This window comes from Streptomyces sp. NBC_00442, from assembly GCF_036014195.1.
Lineage (GTDB): Bacteria > Actinomycetota > Actinomycetes > Streptomycetales > Streptomycetaceae > Streptomyces.
Window position 1 is genome coordinate 7,519,505 of record NZ_CP107918.1, and the last position, 15,887, is coordinate 7,535,391.

Sequence of the window (15,887 nt, forward strand, 5' to 3'; positions counted from 1 at the left end):
CGCACGTGCTCCGGCCACCACAGCATCAAAGGAGTGTGCTCCCCCCATGCGTTCTGCGACCTACCAGCGCGCCGTGACCGCAGCCGTGGCCGCGGTCACCCTCGCGGGCCTGGCGGCCCTGCCCGCCCACGCCCGCGCCCTGCCCGCCCCCACCCCGCCGGGGCCCTCGGTCCCGGCGGACGTCCGGGCGGCCATGGCCCGCGACCTGGGCCTGACCCCCGAGGGCGTACGCCTTCGCATAGCCGCCGAGCAGGCCGCCGACCGATCCGCCACCGCCTTGCGTGCGACCCTCGGTGACCGGCTCGCCGGGCTGTGGTTCGACGCCGACGACGGCCGCCTGCACGCCAATGTCACCGCCACCGGCGACGTCACCGCGGTGGAACGCGCCGGAGCCGTCCCCCGTCTCGTGCGCCACTCCTCCGCCCAACTCGACGACGCCACACGGCTGATCGGGACCTGGGCAGGCGCAGGGTCCGGCCTGCTGTCCTGGGGGCCCGACACCCGTACCAACCAGGTCGGCGTCGTCCTCGACGCCACCCGCTCCGCGGCCACGACGTCGGCCGTGCGCGCCCGCCTGGCCTCCCTGGGCGATCTGGTGAGAGTGACTCGGTCGCACGACGCGCCGCGCCAGCAGGGCGGCACCGTGGTGGGCGGTGAGTCATGGGTGCCCGGCACGGAAAGCCCCTGCTCCATCGGTTTCCCCGTCACCCGCTCCGGCGGCACGAAGGCGTTCCTGACCGCGGGACACTGCACCAACGACGTCGACCAGCCGGCGTACGGCAAGGACGGCAGCCGCATGGGCACGTCCAACAAGAACGGCACCGGCAGCGTCGACTCCGCCGACGGCGACTTCGGCATCGTCGACGTCGACCAGGCGGGGTGGGACCTGTCGTCCAAGGTGTCCGGATGGGGCAAGGGCGATGTGAACCTCACAGGCTCCCAGGACGCCGTCGTGGGCACCGCGGTCTGTCATTCCGGCCAGACCACCGGATACCAATGCGGTGAGGTGACGAAGGTCGACCAGACCGTCGACTACGGCAATGTCGTCATCAACGGGCTCTCGTACACCAGCGCCTGCTCCGCGGGCGGCGATTCGGGCGGCAGCTATGTCACCGCGACCGGGGGCAAGGCGGTCGGCATCCACTCGGGCGGCGGAAGTGCCACCTGCTCCAGTGGGAGCGGAGAGAAGTTCACCATCTTCCAGCCCGTGAACGAGGCGCTCTCCACGTTCGGCGCCACCCTCTCCACCGCGTCGTCCCAGCCGGGCGGCGTTACCGTCGCCGCCGTCTCCTCCAGGACGAACCCCACCGGAAGCGCGGTGGAGTTGAAGAACAGCGCCGAGGGCGGCACCGCCCCGTACACGTGGAGCGCCACGGGGCTGCCCCCGGGGCTCGGCGTCGCCGCGACCACGGGGACCGTCTCGGGCACTCCGACGAAGGCCGGTGGTTACGCCGTGACCGTCACCGCGACCGACAGTGCGGGAAAGAGCGGCTCGGCCTCCTTCACCTGGACCATCACCGCCCCCGGCGGCGGCAGCCCGACCCTCACCAACCCGGGGAGCCAGAGCGTCTACGTGGGCCGGCCGGTCAGCCTCGCCCTGCACGCCGATGGAGGGACTGGCCCGTACGCCTTCACCGCCGCCAATCTGCCCGCCGGTCTGACGGTCGGCGCCGCCACCGGCGTGATCTCCGGCACCCCCACGACCTGGGGATCGCGCAGCGCGACCTTGACGGTCACCGACGCTGCCGGGAAGAAGGCCTCCGTCACCGTCACCTTCACGGTGTGGTTCTGACCGGCTCCACGGGGCCGCACGGCTGAACGGGACGCGGGGGGCGCCGATTCGGCGCCCCCCGCGCCATGGGCCGCCGCCAAATTCCACTGCCCCGTGCGCCGTTGCCCACGCGCCGTCCCGAAGACCCGCACGAGGGCCGTGTGATGCCCGGTTCATCCTGAAATCGGGTGGCCGATCGGGTGGGGGCGCGGTTGTCAGGAGGCGATGAATGGGGGATGGTTGCCGAACGGCAACGTTTCCTATGAGGGTGTGAGGTGAGGGGTTCGCACAGCGGATCCTCGACATTTGGTGTCTACCACGGGCGCGACAACCGACGTCGACACAAGGGGAGGTTCTCTGTGGAGCAAGGCCCCGTATCCCGTCCTGATAGCTGACCTTCAGGGTGCGATCGTCCTGGTCAACGAGGCGGCGGGCGCGCTGTTGCCCAAGGCGCGGCCCGGTGTGCGGATGGCGGACGCCGTCCCGTCCTGGCTGGCCTCGGCGCACGCGGCGCTGCGCGTCCCGCGCCAGGACGACGGCGGCGACGGTCCCGCCGTTCGCTGCGGCACCGTGGACGACCGTCTCTTCGAGGCGCACCCCACGGTGGAGGACGGCGGCACCGTGCTGTGGTGGCTCGTCGACGCCACCGATCGCCGCCTGGCCGAGGAAGCGCTGCGCAAGGAGCGCGCACGGACCGCGTTCCTCGGCAAGGCCTCGAACCTGCTGCTGTCGTCGCTGAATCTGGACCGCTGCACCCACGTCACCGCGCAGATGGCCGCCGAGCACCTCGCCGACGCCGCACTCGTCGTCGCCCCGATGCGCGGCAACCGGCCGCCCATCGTGTCGTGCTTGCGGGACGGCACCCCGGTCGAGTCGTCGGCCGCCGTCGACCCCGAGACCGTCCCCGGCCTCGCCGAGGCGCTGCAGGGCTTCCCGCCGGTGCCGACGCGCTGGGTCGAGCCCTCCACCGTCCCGGACTGGGTGCTCCCCGAGGGGTTCGGGCCCGCGGGATCGATAGTGGTCACTCCGCTACCGGGCCACGGCGTGCCGGCCGGGGCGCTGATCCTGCTGCGGCGCGCGGACGGTGAAGGGTTCACCCCCGAGGAGGAGGTCTTCGCCCGGCTGTTCGCGGCACGGGCCGGTGCGGCGATGTCGGCCGCCCGCCTGTACGCCGACCAGTCGGCGATCACGGACGTCCTGATGCGCGAGCTGCTCCCGCCGGCCCTGCACCAGGTGTCCGGCGTGGACTTCGCGGGCGGCTACCGCCCATCGGAGGATCACGAGCGGATCGGCGGCGACTTCTACGACGTCCACCCCGCGATCGCCGACGGCGCGCCGTCCCTCGTGGTGCTGGGCGACGTCTGCGGCAAGGGCCTGGAAGCCGCCGTGCTCACCGGCAAGATCCGCAACACCCTGCACGCGCTGCTTCCGCTCGCCGACGACCACCAGCGGATGCTCGGCCTGCTCAACATGGCGCTCCTGAACTCCCATCACACCCGCTTCGCCACCCTCGTCCTGGCCTCGGCCGTACGGGACGGCGGCTCGGTCCGCATGCGCGTCACCAGCGCGGGCCACCCCGCGCCCCTGGTGGTGCGCGCCACCGGCGAGGTGGAGGAGGCAGACACCCGCGGCACCCTGATCGGGGCGATTCCCGAGGTGCGCGCCGAGACCGCCGAGCTGTCCCTGGCGCCGGGGGAGACCTGCGTCCTCTACACGGACGGGTTCACGGAGGCCCGGGGCGGCCCCATGGGCGACGTCATGTTCGGTGAGGAGCGGCTGCGGCGCGTCCTGACCGAGTGCGCGGGCATGCCGGCCGAGAGCATCGTGGAACGCGTCCAGATGGTGGCAGCCCACTGGGTCGGCAAGGGCCGGCACGACGACATGGCCGTCGTGGTCGTCTCCGCACCCCGCAACCACCACCTGAGCGCGGTGAACGGCCACACACGGGGCAGGTTCACGGCATGAGCACTGAACTCTGCACGGCCCCGCCGGAGGCGGCGTCCCCGGACGCGGCGGCTCTGGAAACGGAGCTGTGGCACGCCGTCCTCGCGGGCGACGAATACGCGGCGACCCTCCTCGTCCAGCGGGCGCTGGACGACGGGCACGACCCGGAGGGCGTCCTGATCGACGTGATCGCCCCGGTCCAGGCCAAGGTCGGCGAGGAGTGGGCGGCCAACCGCATGAGCGTCGCCCAGGAGCACGCGGCGACCGCCATCAACGACCGGGCCGTGGCGGCGCTTTCGATGCATCCGGAGGTGCGCACCGCGCCCGAGCGCGGCCGGATCACGGTGGCCTGTGTGGACGGCGAGTGGCACGCGCTGCCCGCCCGCCTCCTGGCCGAAGTGCTGAGGCTGCGCGGCTGGCGCGTCGACTACCTGGGCGCCCAGGTCCCCGTCGCGCACCTCGTGGCGCACCTGCACCGCACCGGCCCCGAACTGGTCGCGCTCTCCAGCTCCATCGCGACCCGGCTGCCCACCGCGCACGCCACGATCACCGCCTGCCAGGCCGCCGGCGTTCCGGTCGTGGTCGGGGGAGCCGCGTTCGGTCCCGGCGGCCGGTACGCACGGCTGCTCGGAGCGGACGCCTGGGCCGGCGACGCCCGATCCGCGGCCGACCGCATCCAGGACGGCACCATCGCCCGGCCCGACCCCGGCCACCAGCAGCTCGACGATCTTCCGCACCTGGACGATCAGGAGTACACGATGGTCACGCGCACGAGGTCGACCCTCGTACGCGCCGTGCTGCACGGGCTGGACGAGGCGTTCCCGGCCGTGCGCGCGTACGACGACGTCCAGCGCGAACGCACCGCGGAGGACCTGGCCCACATCGTGGACTTCCTCGCGACCGCGCTCTACCTCGACGACGCCGACCTGTTCACCGACTTCATCGCGTGGACCGCCGCCATCCTCACCGCACGCGGTGTGCCCGCACACAGCCTGCCGCCCGCCCTGCGCCTGCTGGCGGGTCAACTGGGCGACTTCCCGCGCGCGAGCCGCTTCCTCACCCTGGGCGCCGAGCGACTCGCCGCTCCGCGCGCCGTTCCCTTCGCCCCTGCCAGGAACCATCCGTGAGCACGTTCCCATCGAGCCATCTCAGACTGACGGCGAGCGACACCGAGACCACCGTGCGCATAGAGCTGCGCGGAGACCTCGATTACGACAACGCCGACATCCTTCTGGAAGCGGTCACCGGCAAGTTGACCGGCCATCCTCGCCTGCGCCATCTGCATCTGGGCTGCGCGGGCCTGGGCTCCGTCGACTCGACCGGCCTTTCGATCCTCCTCATGATCCGCCGCCGAACGGACGCGGCGCACGTCCGCCTGCACCTGGAGGACCGCACTCCGGCGCTCGACCGGCTCCTGACGATCACGGGTAGCCTGGAGTACCTCACGGGGGACGCGAGCCAAGCCGCACGCGAGACCTCCGGCACGGGAGAACCCCGGGCGGACACGGAGGAAGCCATACCGGCCCGCCCCACCGGACCGGACAGCAGTGCCTGACCCGAGCCGACCGCTCCAAGACCGCGGAGAGCGGGGCCGGGCACGCCGACGGGGGAGCCCATGCCGCACCGAGACATCGACTCCCAACGGACCGCCCGCGAACAGGCCCACGCGGCGAGCGAGGTCGTCGGCCTCCTCGACCTCCTGTGGCAACAGGCCCGCGACACCGTGACCACGACTTCGGTCTCCACACCACAACTGCGCCTGATGTACTTGGTGGAGCGCAACGACGGCATACGCATGCGGGCCCTCGGCAAACTCCTGCACACCGCCCCGCCCTCGGTCAGCAGGCTCTGCGACCGGCTGCAAATGGCCGGATTCCTCGAACGCCTGCCGTCCCCGGACAGCCGGCGTGAAGTGACCCTGCGGCTGACCGCCGTCGGCAAGCGCCACCTCGAACAGATCCGCAACGAACGCGAAGCGACGCTGGCCCTGGCCATCGAAGCCATGCCGCAAGAAGACCGGCGAGCCCTGGCCACCGGGCTCGCCGCACTGCAGAGCGCCATCACGGCCCCCGGTAGGGTAGGGGCGTGACATGACCCCACCCCGCCGCACCACGCGGCGGAGTCCTATGTGCAGAGGTGTGACCAGCGCATGAAGCGACCCGGACGGCTGCGAAGAGCGCTTGGACAGCAGGGAGCACCCGGACTCGGCAACCGTCTGACCGCCTCTCTCGCCCTGTCAACTCCCGGACGGACAAGCTCCGTTACCCACGTGCTGCGCCGGGCCGCCGACCACGACGCGGTGTGGCTGGGTGCGGCAGCGGTGCTGGGCGCTTGCGGAGGCCGCAGCGCGCGCCGGGCGGCGCTGCGCGGCATCGGCTCGGTGGCCCTCGTCGTCGCGATCAACCACGCCCTGGCCAAGCCGGCCGCACGGAGCTCGCGGCCCCTCCTGGACGCCCTCCCCGGCGTCTTCCCCCGCCCGAGCACCTCGTCCCTGCCGTCGAGCGCCATGGCGTCGGCCGCGGCCTTCGCGTCCGGAGTCGTCCTGGAGTCGCCCCGCTACGGCATGGCCGCGCTGCCGTTCGCCGCGGGACTGGCCTACGTACGCGCACAGGGCGGCCTCGACCACCGGCGCCGCGCCGCGGCGGGCGCGCTCGTCGGGATGGGAGCCGCGCTGCTCACCTGCCGGTGGTGGCCCGTCAAGCCGGAGGCCGCGGCCGCCGCCGCCCCTCCGCGCAAGCCGGCGCCCGCCCTCAAGCAGGGCAAGGGGCTTCAGCTGATCGTCAACCCGTCCTCCGGCGTCGCCTGGTCGAAGGACACCACCGAGACCCTGCGCGCCCTGCTGCCCGAAGCGGCGATCACCCTCTTCGAACCGGGCGACGACCTCCTGGCCCTGCTCGACCAGGCGGCCGTACGAGCCGTCGCGGAGGGAGGCGCGCTCGGCGTGTGCGGCGGCGACGGGACGGTCAACGCGGGCAGCGCGACGGCCGCCCGCCACCAGGTGCCCCTCGCCGTCTTCCCCGGTGGCACCTTCAACCACTTCGCCGTGGACCTGGGCAACCAGACCATGGACGACGTCGCCCGCGCGATCCAGGCCGGCGACGCGGTCACCGCGGACGTGGGCCGCGCGTCGTCCGCCGGCGACGACGAACACCAGCTCTTCCTCAACACGTTCAGCATCGGCGTGTATTCGGAGCTCGTGCACGCCAGGGAACGCCTCGAAAAGCGCATCGGGAAGTGGCCGGCGCTGGTCGTCGGCCTGGCCAAGGTCCTCGCCACCGGCAGCCCGCTCTCGGTGGTCGTCAACGGCCGCGCCCGCCGGCTCTGGCTGCTGTTCGCGGGCAACGGGATCTACCACCCCGCCGGCTTCGCGCCCACGTACCGCACCCAGCTCGACGACGGCCTGCTCGACGTCCGCGCGGTGGAGGCCGGCACTCCGCTGGCCCGCACGCGACTGCTGCTCGCCGTCCTGACCGGCACCCTGCACAGTTCCCGGGTTCTGACGACCGCTCAGGTGCGCCGCCTGGAGCTCGAAGTCCTCGAAGGCGAACCGCACTTGGCGTACGACGGTGAAGTGACCGATGCCACCTACCGGCATCTGGTGCTCGACAAGATCCCCCAGGCGGTCACGCTGTACCGCCCCGCCGACCAGGACCAGTGGCTGCGCTGACAGCGCGGCGGCGGACGTGCCCGCGTCGGCATGCGCGGTGTTACCCAGCTCACACGCATGGGGTGGGTGAGAGGGGGCACCAGGACCTTACGGTCCGCGTGGTCGGGATTCCCCCTCCCTGACCCGGGCTTGCGTGCCCCGCCATCCCTCTCCCCCCTGGGATGTGCGGGGCCGCCGTATGCAGGGCCGCTTCTCGCGGTGCCGGTCGCGGTGGCGGCGCGCGGTGGATCGCGGGTTCGCGCCGCAGCTGGAGGCGCGGCCGTACCGTTCCCGTCATGTGCTGGAGTGCGACCGCCGACCTCGCCGCGGGGGCGGGCATCGCCGCGGTAGGGGCCGCCGCGGTGATCTGCGCGGCTCGACGCCCCCGTGATCTGCCGCTGGCCGCTCTGCCGCTCCTCCTGGGGGCCCACCAGATCGTTGAGGCCGCCGTCTGGCACAACGAAGGCGGCAGCGGGCCCGCCACGGTCGCCTGGGCCGTCATCGCGCTTCCGCTGCTGGCCCTGTGGGTACCCGTGGCCGTGCTCTGCGCCGCGCCGGCGCACGCCAGGCGCCGGCTGCTCGTCCCGCTGGCGGCGGGAGCCGCGACCAGCGCGGTCCTGGCGTACGCCCTGGCGACCCGCACCGTGACCGCCGAGATCCGGGGACACACGGTGGGCTACTCCCTGGGGCTGTCCCAGGCCGCACTCGTCGTCCTCGGCTACCTCGTCGCCACGATCGGCTCCCTGCTCGTCTCCGGTGACCGCGGTCTGGTCCTGTTCGGTGTGCTGGTCGCCGTCGGCGCCGCGGTGTCCTTCGTGCTGTGGCGGCAGGAGTACATCTCGACGTGGTGCGCCTTCGCCGCGCTGTGCTCGGTCGTTCTGCTGCGGTGGGTGGGGCGGCGCCGTCGCGCCGGTACCGCTGCCGTCGGACCCGCGGCATGACCCCCGTCTGCCGAGGCCGAGGACGGCCGGTGCGCGATGAGGGGGTGTCAGCGGGCGCGGCGGATGCGGATCGGACCGCGCGCCGTCGTCGGATCGACCACGCGCCCGGACTGGGTGATCTCCACATCGCCGGACGCGACGAGCTTCCGGGCCGCGCGCCGCGCCGGGTCCATGAGGGCGCGCCAGCCGTCGTCGTCCCCTTCGTACACCGCCCGTGCGGCGTCGGAAGGACAGATCGAGGAGGCCGGGTCGCGGGACTCCAGGAGTCGGAGGATGGCCCGTTCCAGACGCAGGTCGGTCTGCCGTGTGCTGTCCGTCACGCTGCCAGTGTCACACCGGAGCCCGCCCGCGTCACACGCGCCCGGCCCCCGGCTCCGGGACACGCGGTGACCGCGTACACGCAGGAGCGGGGGCCGGGAGCCGCGCACGTACCGGCGGGATCATTCGCGCGGCGGGCGGGTGGTGGTCTCCAGGTAGAAGGCGTCGATGCTCTGGACGGCCTGCTCGAACTCCTCCAGATTGACCGGCTTGGTCACATAGGCGTTGGCATGGCTGGTGTACGCGCCCGTGACGTCGTCGGGCGCGGCGGACGTGGTGAGCACCACCACAGGGATGGTCTGCAGGTCCTCGTCGGACTTGAGCACGCGGAGCAGCTCGCGGCCGTTCATGCGGGGCATGTTGAGGTCGAGGACGATGAGGTCGGGACGCACGCTGTCCGGGTCCCGCAGGTGTTCCAGGGCGGCGACCCCGTCGGTGACCTGGACGAGATTGCGCGCTCCGCGCTGGGAAAGGGCTTCCTCGATCAGCATGGCATCGGCGATGTCGTCCTCGACGAGCAGCACGGCGCTGGGGTGGGCAGGGACGGTATTCATCGGTTGCTCCGTAGGTGCTTCAGAGGAGTGGTGGAACAGTCCCGGCCAACGCCGGCGGGCGCCTTGGCGGGTCATACCGCTTGCTTCGCCGATTTGCGGGTATCCGGCACCCGTACGCGCTGCGTCCTGGGCCGCGGAACGCTGGAGCCGTTCCGCGGACCGCTGAAGCTCGACGAGTACGTGCAGCAGCGTCAGCGCGGATGCCGAATCGCCGGTGTCGGGGTGCCCGGGGTCGTCCAGCAGCTGCTGGACGATGCGCCGTGCAAGCTTTCCGACCGCCACGTCGGTGACGATGGCCGTCTCCTGCGGCACGGTCCGCAGGACGAAGTTCTTGCCAGGCATACCCGGCACCTTAGGCCCCGACCCGACCCCGCGACAACATTCGTTGTCGGAGAGCCTCTACAGTATTGCGCGCGACGCTGATCCGAAGTGTCGCAGGGCGGAGGGGTTCACAGATGACCGGCGACGAGACGCTGTCGCGTCCGCGGGGGCTTTCCTCGTGGACGACTTCGCGATGGCTGCGGGTGGGAGTGGCCGCGTCCCTGGCGCTCCTCACCGCCCTGGGCCTGATCGGAGCATGGGTGCTCGGGCGGACCGCCTCGCTCAGCGACGATCTGGTGGACGTCAAGTCCCAGGCGCTGGGTACCTCCTACCGCCTGGAATCGGCGATGCTCAATCAGGAGACCGGAATCCGAGGGTACGGGATCACCGGAAACCCCGAATTCCTCACGCCCTATCGGCAGGGAATCGAAGAGCAGACGGCCGACACCGCGCGCCTGGCGCACCTGCTCAAGGGAGACCCTCGCGGCCTGGCCGATGTGCGCGCCGTGCAGGACGCGGTGGAGACCTGGCAAGCGAGGATCGCCCGGCCGATCGCGGCCTCACCGGCCGGAACGCCCTCCGCGCTGGCCACCGAGCGCGCCGCCGAGGGCAAGACCGACTTCGACCGGGTGCGGACGGCCCTGGCCGGGCAGCAGGACCGGCTGCGGGCCGCACAGGACCGGGCTCGAGATGACCTTGCGTCCACGATGCGGCTGCGGAACTGGGTGTTCGCCACGATCGCGATCGTCATCCTGGCGCTGGCGGGTCTGGTCTTCGAGGCGCTGCGCCGCGGTGTCACCGAGCCCCTGGGCCGCCTCGGCACCGACGCCCGGGAGATCTCCAAGGGCCACTTCACCCGCCCCATCGCGGCGACCGGCCCCGCGGACCTGCGCCGGCTGAGCGGCGAGATCGAGGTCATGCGCCAGCGCCTGGTCCAGGAGCTGGAGGTCAGCGAGGAGTCCCGCCGCCTCCTCGACGCGAAGACCGCGGACCTCCAGCGCTCCAACTCCGAGCTCGAGCAGTTCGCTTACGTGGCCTCCCACGACCTGCAGGAGCCGCTGCGCAAGGTCTCCAGCTTCACCCAGCTGCTCCAGCGCCGGTACGCCGGCCAGCTGGACGACAAGGCGGATCAGTACATCGGCTTCGCGGTCGACGGGGCGAACCGCATGCAGGTCCTCATCAACGACCTCCTCGACTTCTCCCGGGTGGGCCGCGTCCACCACGCCCACCAGAGCGTCGACCTCGGCTCGGTGATGAAGCAGACCCTCTCCGCCCTGAGCGTCAGCATCGAGGAAACCGGCGCGGAGATCACCTGCGACGAACTGCCGAGCCTCGTCGCCGACCCCACACAGATGGGCATGCTGTGGCAGAACCTGATCGGCAACGCCGTGAAGTTCCGCCGCCCGGATCAGCATCCGCACATCCATGTCGCGGTGGCTCAGGAGGGCCCGCTGTGGCGCTTCACGGTGACCGACGACGGCATCGGCATCGCGCCCGAATACGCGGAGAAGGTCTTCGTGATCTTCCAACGGCTGCACACCAAGGACGTCTACAGCGGCAGCGGCATCGGTCTCGCGATGTGCAAGAAGATCGTCGAGTTCCACGGCGGAACCATCGCGGTCGATCCCGAGTACACGGACGGCGCCCGCATCACGTTCACCCTGGCCGAGGCGCCGCCCTCGATCGGTGGTCCCGACACCGGCTCCGAGGCCGCCGACCCCGACCCCGAGCACGCGGAGCCGACGCCATGACCACAGCGCCGACACCACCTGGCACGAGACCGGCGGAAGCGATCTACCGCGTCCTCCTGATCGAGGACGACGAAGGCGACGCCCTGCTCGTGGAGGAGCTCCTCCACGACACCGGCCTGCGCTTCGAGCTCACCACGTGCACCAGCCTGGCCGAGGCCCGCTCCGAACTCACCACCCCGCTCATCGACTGCATCCTCCTCGATCTGCACCTGCCGGACGTCTCGGGCACCAACGCGGTGACCGCCGTCCGCGGCTTCGCCCCGCACACCGCGGTGATCGTCCTGACCGGGCTCTCCGAGTCGCAGGCCGGCCCCGAAGCCATGGCCGCCGGCGCCCAGGACTACCTGGTCAAGGGAAAGGTCGAAGCGGACCTGCTGCGCCGCACCCTGCAGTACGCCGTCTACCGCAGCCAGACCGAACGGGCGAGCGCCGAAGCACAGGCGGCCCGGCTGCGCGCCGGGGAGAACGCCCGCCTGGAGCGGGGTCTGCTGCCCCAGCCGATCCTCGACACCTCCACCGTCACGGTGACCTCGCGCTATCTGCCGGGCGGCGAACTGGCCCTGCTCGGCGGAGACTTCCTGGACGTCGTGGAATGCGACGACGGATTGCTGCGCGCCGTCGTCGGCGACGTCAGCGGCCACGGCCCCGACGCGGCCGCGCTCGGCGTCTGCCTGCGCATCGCCTGGCGCTCACTGGTCCTCGGCGGACACCGCGGCCCGGACCTCCTGCACCTCATGGAACGCATCCTGATCGCCGAACGCGGCAGCCACAGCCTGTTCGCCACCTGCGCCCTGCTCACCCTCGACGAGAAGGCCCGCACCGCCACCCTGCACCTCGCAGGCCACCACGAGCCCCTGCTCACCACGCCGGAGGGCACCCGTGAAGTGGTCGCGGAACTCGGGATCGCCCTGGGGATCGCACCGGAGCAGCGCAGCTGGGCGGCGACGGTCATTCCGCTCCCGGAATCCGGAGCTCTGACGCTCTACACCGACGGCCTGACCGAGGGCCACAACGGCACGGCGGACGGCCGTCTCGGCGTCGAGGGGCTCCTGAACCTGATCGACCAGCTGCCGCCTACCGATCCCGCCGCTCACGTGGACCGCCTCATCAAGGAGACCCACGCGCTCAACGCGGGACGCCACTCCGACGACCTCGCGGTGCTCCGCCTCGACTGGGGAAGCAGCTGACCCGCCGGAGCCGGGCCCGTCAGCCCGCGGCCATGTCCGGGCCCGGCAGCAGGGTCTCGTCCAGGTGATAGCCGAGCTCCCGCAGCCCCCGCGCGACGGCGACCGCCCGACGGTGGAGTTCCGCACGTTCGGGTGACATCTCGGTCTTCTCCGCCGGGCCCGCCCCGGGGTCGGGAGGAGCGGGAGTGGCGTCCTGCACCGCGTCCCACGCCTCACGTGCGACGCACTCCGCGATGTCGTCGCCGATCCGGCCGCCGGCCCGTCCGGGCGGTCCGCCGGTCCCCGGCTCCCGGTCGGCGGCGTACTCGGCTCCCTCGCGCTCCTGGGCGGATGCGGCGCGTCGGCTCAGATACGCGTCGATCGCGCGGCGGGCCTCCTGTGCGTCGGCCGATTCGTCCCCGGTGCGTTCCGTCTCTTTCGTCATGGAATGAACCGTAATGCCCGGCCGCGCGACGAGCCCGCGCCGCGCGGCCGGAGTCCTTCGTTCCGCGCGAGGGCGTACCCTTCGCTCCCAGTGGCTCCGCTCCTGGTGAGGGCGCCGCCGCACGCATCCAACTTCTCGGCCACGGCATAAACAGTCATGCCGCAGCAACGTAATATCTATCTCGTGCGTGATAGATTTCCTGTCGGCTTGGGGGCATGAGATCGACCCTCCGGTTGACCGAGGACTGAGGACTGAGAAGCGAGAGGGGAGCGGCTGTGACTGTCGTGGCGACCGGCACGCGAGGTACACGAGGGGCGGGCACGGTCGGGGCGCAGGCACTTCCGGTGATCGAATCGCCCGCACAGGTCGCGCCCGCCGACGCGCGCGAGCTGTCGCGGCAGTTCTTCGAACGCCTTGCCGTGCTGAGGGAGGGCACGCCGGAGCACCAGTACGCGCGGAACACCTTGATCGAGATGAACATGTCGCTGGTGCGGTTCGCCGCCCGCCGCTTCCGAGGTTTCGCGGACGAGTTGGAGGACGTCGTCCAGGTCGGCATGATCGGCCTGATCAAGGCGATCGACCGGTTCGAGCTGTCCCGCGAGACCGAGTTCGCCACGTTCGCCGTGCCGTACATCGTCGGCGAGATGAAGCGGTTCTTCCGCGACACCACCTGGGCCGTGCACGTGCCCCGGCGTCTTCAGGAGCGCCGTGCGGAGCTGACGCGCGCCCGCGAGGAACTCGAAAAGCGCCTGGACCGCTCGCCCACGGCGAAGGAACTGGCAGCGCTGATGGGCATCGGCGAGGACGAGGTCGCCGAGGCCCGGCTGGCTGCCAACGGTTATACCTCCGCTTCCCTGGACGCCGCGCTGAGCGGCGACGCCGTGGACGGCGAGGCGGCCCTGGCCGACGTCATCGGAGCCGAGGACCCCGCCCTGGGTCTGGTCGAGGACTTCCACGCGCTCGCGCCGCTGATGGCGGAACTCTCCGACCGCGAACGCCTCCTGCTGCGGCTGCGCTTCGGCGCCGAACTCACCCAGAGCCAGATCGGCGAACAACTGGGCGTCTCCCAGATGCAGGTGTCCCGCCTCCTGTCCCGCACCGTCGCCAAGCTCCGTGCCGGAATGCTCGGCGGCAGCGCGGAAGGAGAAGGCTCGCCGGCCTGAACGGCGCGTACGGGCGGGCGACGATTTCGTATCCGCCGGTGCGGCGAGGGAAACCGCGGTCTCCCGTTACTGCGGCTGTCACCGCGCGGCCCGACTCGGTAGAAACAGGTTCTTCGACGGCATCGACAAAACGTCGAGAGCATCGAAAGACGACATCGAAAGAAAAGGGATGAGAACAGGCGAGGGGCCCGACATTCCGTCGGGCCCCTCGCCTGTTGCAGTCGTGCGTGGTGCGTGTCTACCAGCGATACCAGCGGCCGCTTCCGCCGCGGGGTCGTGCGACGAACCCGACGAGCCACACGACCAGGACCACGATGGCTATCCACCACAGGGCCTTGAGAGCGAAACCGGCACCGAACAGGATCAGGGCGAGCAGAAGAACGAGAAGCAGGGGAACCATAGTTATCAACCTCCGGACCGCCGTGTGCCCCACGCGGAACCCGCCACACCCCCGAGACGCCCTCGAATCGAAAAGATCTACTGAAAGATCTCCTTTTCGAGGAGCGCGGGATGCGAAGGCATCGCATCGGTTTAGATCCCACGAAAGTGGCCAGGTGTACCTCTGTCACGGTGTGCCAACGAATATGTGGGAGTGATTGTTGTGTCGGGTGACGAGAAGACTCAGTCGAAGGTCGAGCAGGCCAAGGGCAAGGTCAAGGAGACGGCGGGCCGGGCGGTCGGCAACGAGCGTCTGGAGGCCGAGGGGCGTGCCGAGCAGGCCAAGGGCGACGCGCGCCAGGCCAAGGAGAAGATCAAGGACGTCTTCAAGCACTGAAGGCAATGAAGCGTTGTCAGCACTGACGCGGCCGGGACACGCGGAAGTGCGGTGGGGCTCAGCCGGGATCGCCGGCTGAGCCCCACGTATGTGTACCCGGAGCTACGTGCATCCGTACCGGCCTACGGTCGCCCCACCCCGGCAGTCGGCCAGCGCGCCCGCCCCCCCTCGTCGAAGGGAAGGGCGGCGAGCAGCCGCCGTGAAGCCTGTTGAAACCATGGTGAGGCCCCGCTGAAACCCACCCCGCGCACTCTGTCTTCATCAACGCGGCGAACGGCCGCGGACGACAGAAGACACGAGTCGCAGGAGCGGATCATGCAGAAGTACGACACCACCACCCCCGTCACCGCCGTCCTCGCCCTCCCGGCCGGGCGCGTCCAGATCATCGCCTCCGACCAGAGCCGTGTCACCGTCGACGTCCGGCCGGCTGACGCCGCGAAGAGCCGCGACGTGAAGGCCGCGGAGCAGACCACGGTCGTCCACGCCGACGGTGTCCTGCGCGTCGAGGGCCCCACGAAGAACCAGTACTTCGGCTCCAGCGGCTCCCTCGACGTGACCCTTGAACTGCCCGTCGGCTCCCGCGTCGAGGCCGCGGCGGGCAGCGCCGAGTTTCGCACCGTGGGCCGGCTCGGAGACGTCGTCTTCGACGGCGCCCACGGCACGGTCCAGCTCGACGAGACGGCCGCCCTCCGGCTCACCGTCCATGCCGCAGACGTGTCGGTCGGCCGCCTGGCCGGAGACAGCGAGATCAAGGTTTCCGCGGGTGACATCCAGATCGCCGAAGCCCTGCACGGCGCCCTCACCCTGCGCACCGAGTCCGGCAACATCACGGTCGGCGCCGCCCGCGGAGCCAACGCCACCCTGGACGCGGGCACGTCCTCCGGCCGCGTCCACAACGCCCTCAACAACACCGAAGGGTCCGCGGCCGCCCTCACCATCCACGCGACCACCTCCCACGGAGACATCACGGCCCGCAGCCTGTGACCCACCCCCGGGCGACATCACGAGCGATCCGGGCCGTGGCCACCGCTGCCGACGAGGTCGTCGACGCACTCCGAGCACGACCCGGACTCCCATCGCCTGGCCACCGGC

Annotated in this window: 16 protein-coding genes; 12 read left to right on the forward strand and 4 right to left on the reverse strand. The window is 71.3% G+C overall.

Annotated elements, in window-relative coordinates:
- Window positions 1-46 precede the first annotated feature (46 nt).
- From OG432_RS33900 to OG432_RS33930, 7 genes are all read left to right on the forward strand, one after another.
- Complete coding sequence (locus OG432_RS33900; RefSeq protein ID WP_328314784.1) at window positions 47-1,792, forward strand: putative Ig domain-containing protein; 1,746 nt, start codon at window positions 47-49, stop codon at window positions 1,790-1,792.
- A 285-nt stretch (window positions 1,793-2,077) separates the two neighbouring features.
- Entirely contained in the window at window positions 2,078-3,736 is a 1,659-nt protein-coding gene (locus tag OG432_RS33905) for a SpoIIE family protein phosphatase (protein ID WP_443058530.1), read from the forward strand.
- Window positions 3,733-4,842, forward strand: coding sequence for a cobalamin B12-binding domain-containing protein (locus tag OG432_RS33910; protein ID WP_328314785.1), 1,110 nt, complete (start codon window positions 3,733-3,735; stop codon window positions 4,840-4,842). The genes OG432_RS33905 and OG432_RS33910 overlap by 4 nt, the downstream gene beginning before the upstream one ends.
- A complete protein-coding gene (locus tag OG432_RS33915) occupies window positions 4,839-5,270 on the forward strand; it encodes an STAS domain-containing protein (RefSeq protein WP_328314786.1) in 432 nt (143 codons plus the stop codon). Before OG432_RS33910 ends, OG432_RS33915 begins: the two co-directional genes overlap by 4 nt.
- Window positions 5,271-5,330: 60 nt before the next feature.
- Window positions 5,331-5,804, forward strand: a complete 474-nt coding sequence (locus OG432_RS33920; protein ID WP_328314787.1) for a MarR family winged helix-turn-helix transcriptional regulator — start codon at window positions 5,331-5,333, stop codon at window positions 5,802-5,804.
- A gap of 180 nt (window positions 5,805-5,984) precedes the next feature.
- A complete protein-coding gene (locus tag OG432_RS33925; RefSeq protein WP_328314788.1) occupies window positions 5,985-7,382 on the forward strand; it encodes a diacylglycerol/lipid kinase family protein in 1,398 nt (465 codons plus the stop codon).
- A 275-nt stretch (window positions 7,383-7,657) separates the two neighbouring features.
- Window positions 7,658-8,302 (forward strand): DUF6629 family protein, encoded by a 645-nt coding sequence (locus OG432_RS33930; RefSeq protein ID WP_328314789.1) that lies wholly within the window; start codon window positions 7,658-7,660, stop codon window positions 8,300-8,302.
- A gap of 47 nt (window positions 8,303-8,349) precedes the next feature.
- Here the strand turns inward: OG432_RS33930 and OG432_RS33935 are convergent, their stop codons facing one another.
- Entirely contained in the window at window positions 8,350-8,622 is a 273-nt protein-coding gene (locus tag OG432_RS33935) for a DUF3253 domain-containing protein (protein WP_328314790.1), read from the reverse strand.
- A gap of 120 nt (window positions 8,623-8,742) precedes the next feature.
- Window positions 8,743-9,516, reverse strand: coding sequence for a response regulator (locus tag OG432_RS33940; protein ID WP_328314791.1), 774 nt, complete (start codon window positions 9,514-9,516; stop codon window positions 8,743-8,745).
- 113 nt (window positions 9,517-9,629) lie between these two features.
- Between OG432_RS33940 and OG432_RS33945 the strand changes: the two genes are divergently transcribed.
- The gene (locus OG432_RS33945; protein ID WP_328314792.1) at window positions 9,630-11,246 is read left to right on the forward strand and encodes a sensor histidine kinase; all 1,617 of its coding nucleotides are present in this window, start codon (window positions 9,630-9,632) and stop codon (window positions 11,244-11,246) included.
- Entirely contained in the window at window positions 11,243-12,433 is a 1,191-nt protein-coding gene (locus OG432_RS33950) for a PP2C family protein-serine/threonine phosphatase (protein WP_328314793.1), read from the forward strand. The genes OG432_RS33945 and OG432_RS33950 overlap by 4 nt, the downstream gene beginning before the upstream one ends.
- A gap of 19 nt (window positions 12,434-12,452) precedes the next feature.
- Here the strand turns inward: OG432_RS33950 and OG432_RS33955 are convergent, their stop codons facing one another.
- Window positions 12,453-12,857, reverse strand: a complete 405-nt coding sequence (locus OG432_RS33955; protein ID WP_328314794.1) for a hypothetical protein — start codon at window positions 12,855-12,857, stop codon at window positions 12,453-12,455.
- Window positions 12,858-13,141: 284 nt separating this feature from the next.
- Here OG432_RS33955 and OG432_RS33960 point away from each other — a divergent pair, with 284 nt between their 5' ends.
- On the forward strand, window positions 13,142-14,020 hold the full coding sequence (locus OG432_RS33960) for a SigB/SigF/SigG family RNA polymerase sigma factor (RefSeq protein WP_328315357.1): 879 nt from the start codon (window positions 13,142-13,144) through the stop codon (window positions 14,018-14,020).
- 238 nt (window positions 14,021-14,258) lie between these two features.
- Here OG432_RS33960 and OG432_RS33965 read toward each other — a convergent pair whose 3' ends face one another.
- Window positions 14,259-14,420: a hydrophobic protein gene (locus OG432_RS33965; protein WP_328314773.1), complete on the reverse strand. Its 162-nt coding sequence runs from the start codon at window positions 14,418-14,420 to the stop codon at window positions 14,259-14,261.
- A gap of 201 nt (window positions 14,421-14,621) precedes the next feature.
- Here OG432_RS33965 and OG432_RS33970 point away from each other — a divergent pair, with 201 nt between their 5' ends.
- Both OG432_RS33970 and OG432_RS33975 read left to right on the forward strand, forming a co-directional pair.
- Window positions 14,622-14,795, forward strand: a complete 174-nt coding sequence (locus tag OG432_RS33970; protein ID WP_328314795.1) for a CsbD family protein — start codon at window positions 14,622-14,624, stop codon at window positions 14,793-14,795.
- A 315-nt stretch (window positions 14,796-15,110) separates the two neighbouring features.
- Window positions 15,111-15,779 (forward strand): DUF4097 family beta strand repeat-containing protein, encoded by a 669-nt coding sequence (locus OG432_RS33975; RefSeq protein ID WP_328314796.1) that lies wholly within the window; start codon window positions 15,111-15,113, stop codon window positions 15,777-15,779.
- Window positions 15,780-15,887 lie beyond the last annotated feature (108 nt).

Bases quoted from the DNA above. Each gene is read 5' to 3' on its own strand.
- OG432_RS33920 (WP_328314787.1), top strand. From the start codon at position 5,331: ATGCCGCACCGAGACATCGACTCCCAACGGACCGCCCGCGAACAGGCC.
- OG432_RS33965 (WP_328314773.1), bottom strand. From the start codon at position 14,420: ATGGTTCCCCTGCTTCTCGTTCTTCTGCTCGCCCTGATCCTGTTCGGT.
- OG432_RS33910 (WP_328314785.1), top strand. From the start codon at position 3,733: ATGAGCACTGAACTCTGCACGGCCCCGCCGGAGGCGGCGTCCCCGGAC.
- OG432_RS33950 (WP_328314793.1), top strand. From the start codon at position 11,243: ATGACCACAGCGCCGACACCACCTGGCACGAGACCGGCGGAAGCGATC.
- OG432_RS33930 (WP_328314789.1), top strand. From the start codon at position 7,658: ATGTGCTGGAGTGCGACCGCCGACCTCGCCGCGGGGGCGGGCATCGCC.
- OG432_RS33955 (WP_328314794.1), bottom strand. From the start codon at position 12,857: ATGACGAAAGAGACGGAACGCACCGGGGACGAATCGGCCGACGCACAG.
- OG432_RS33900 (WP_328314784.1), top strand. From the start codon at position 47: ATGCGTTCTGCGACCTACCAGCGCGCCGTGACCGCAGCCGTGGCCGCG.
- OG432_RS33945 (WP_328314792.1), top strand. From the start codon at position 9,630: ATGACCGGCGACGAGACGCTGTCGCGTCCGCGGGGGCTTTCCTCGTGG.
- OG432_RS33975 (WP_328314796.1), top strand. From the start codon at position 15,111: ATGCAGAAGTACGACACCACCACCCCCGTCACCGCCGTCCTCGCCCTC.
- OG432_RS33940 (WP_328314791.1), bottom strand. From the start codon at position 9,516: ATGCCTGGCAAGAACTTCGTCCTGCGGACCGTGCCGCAGGAGACGGCC.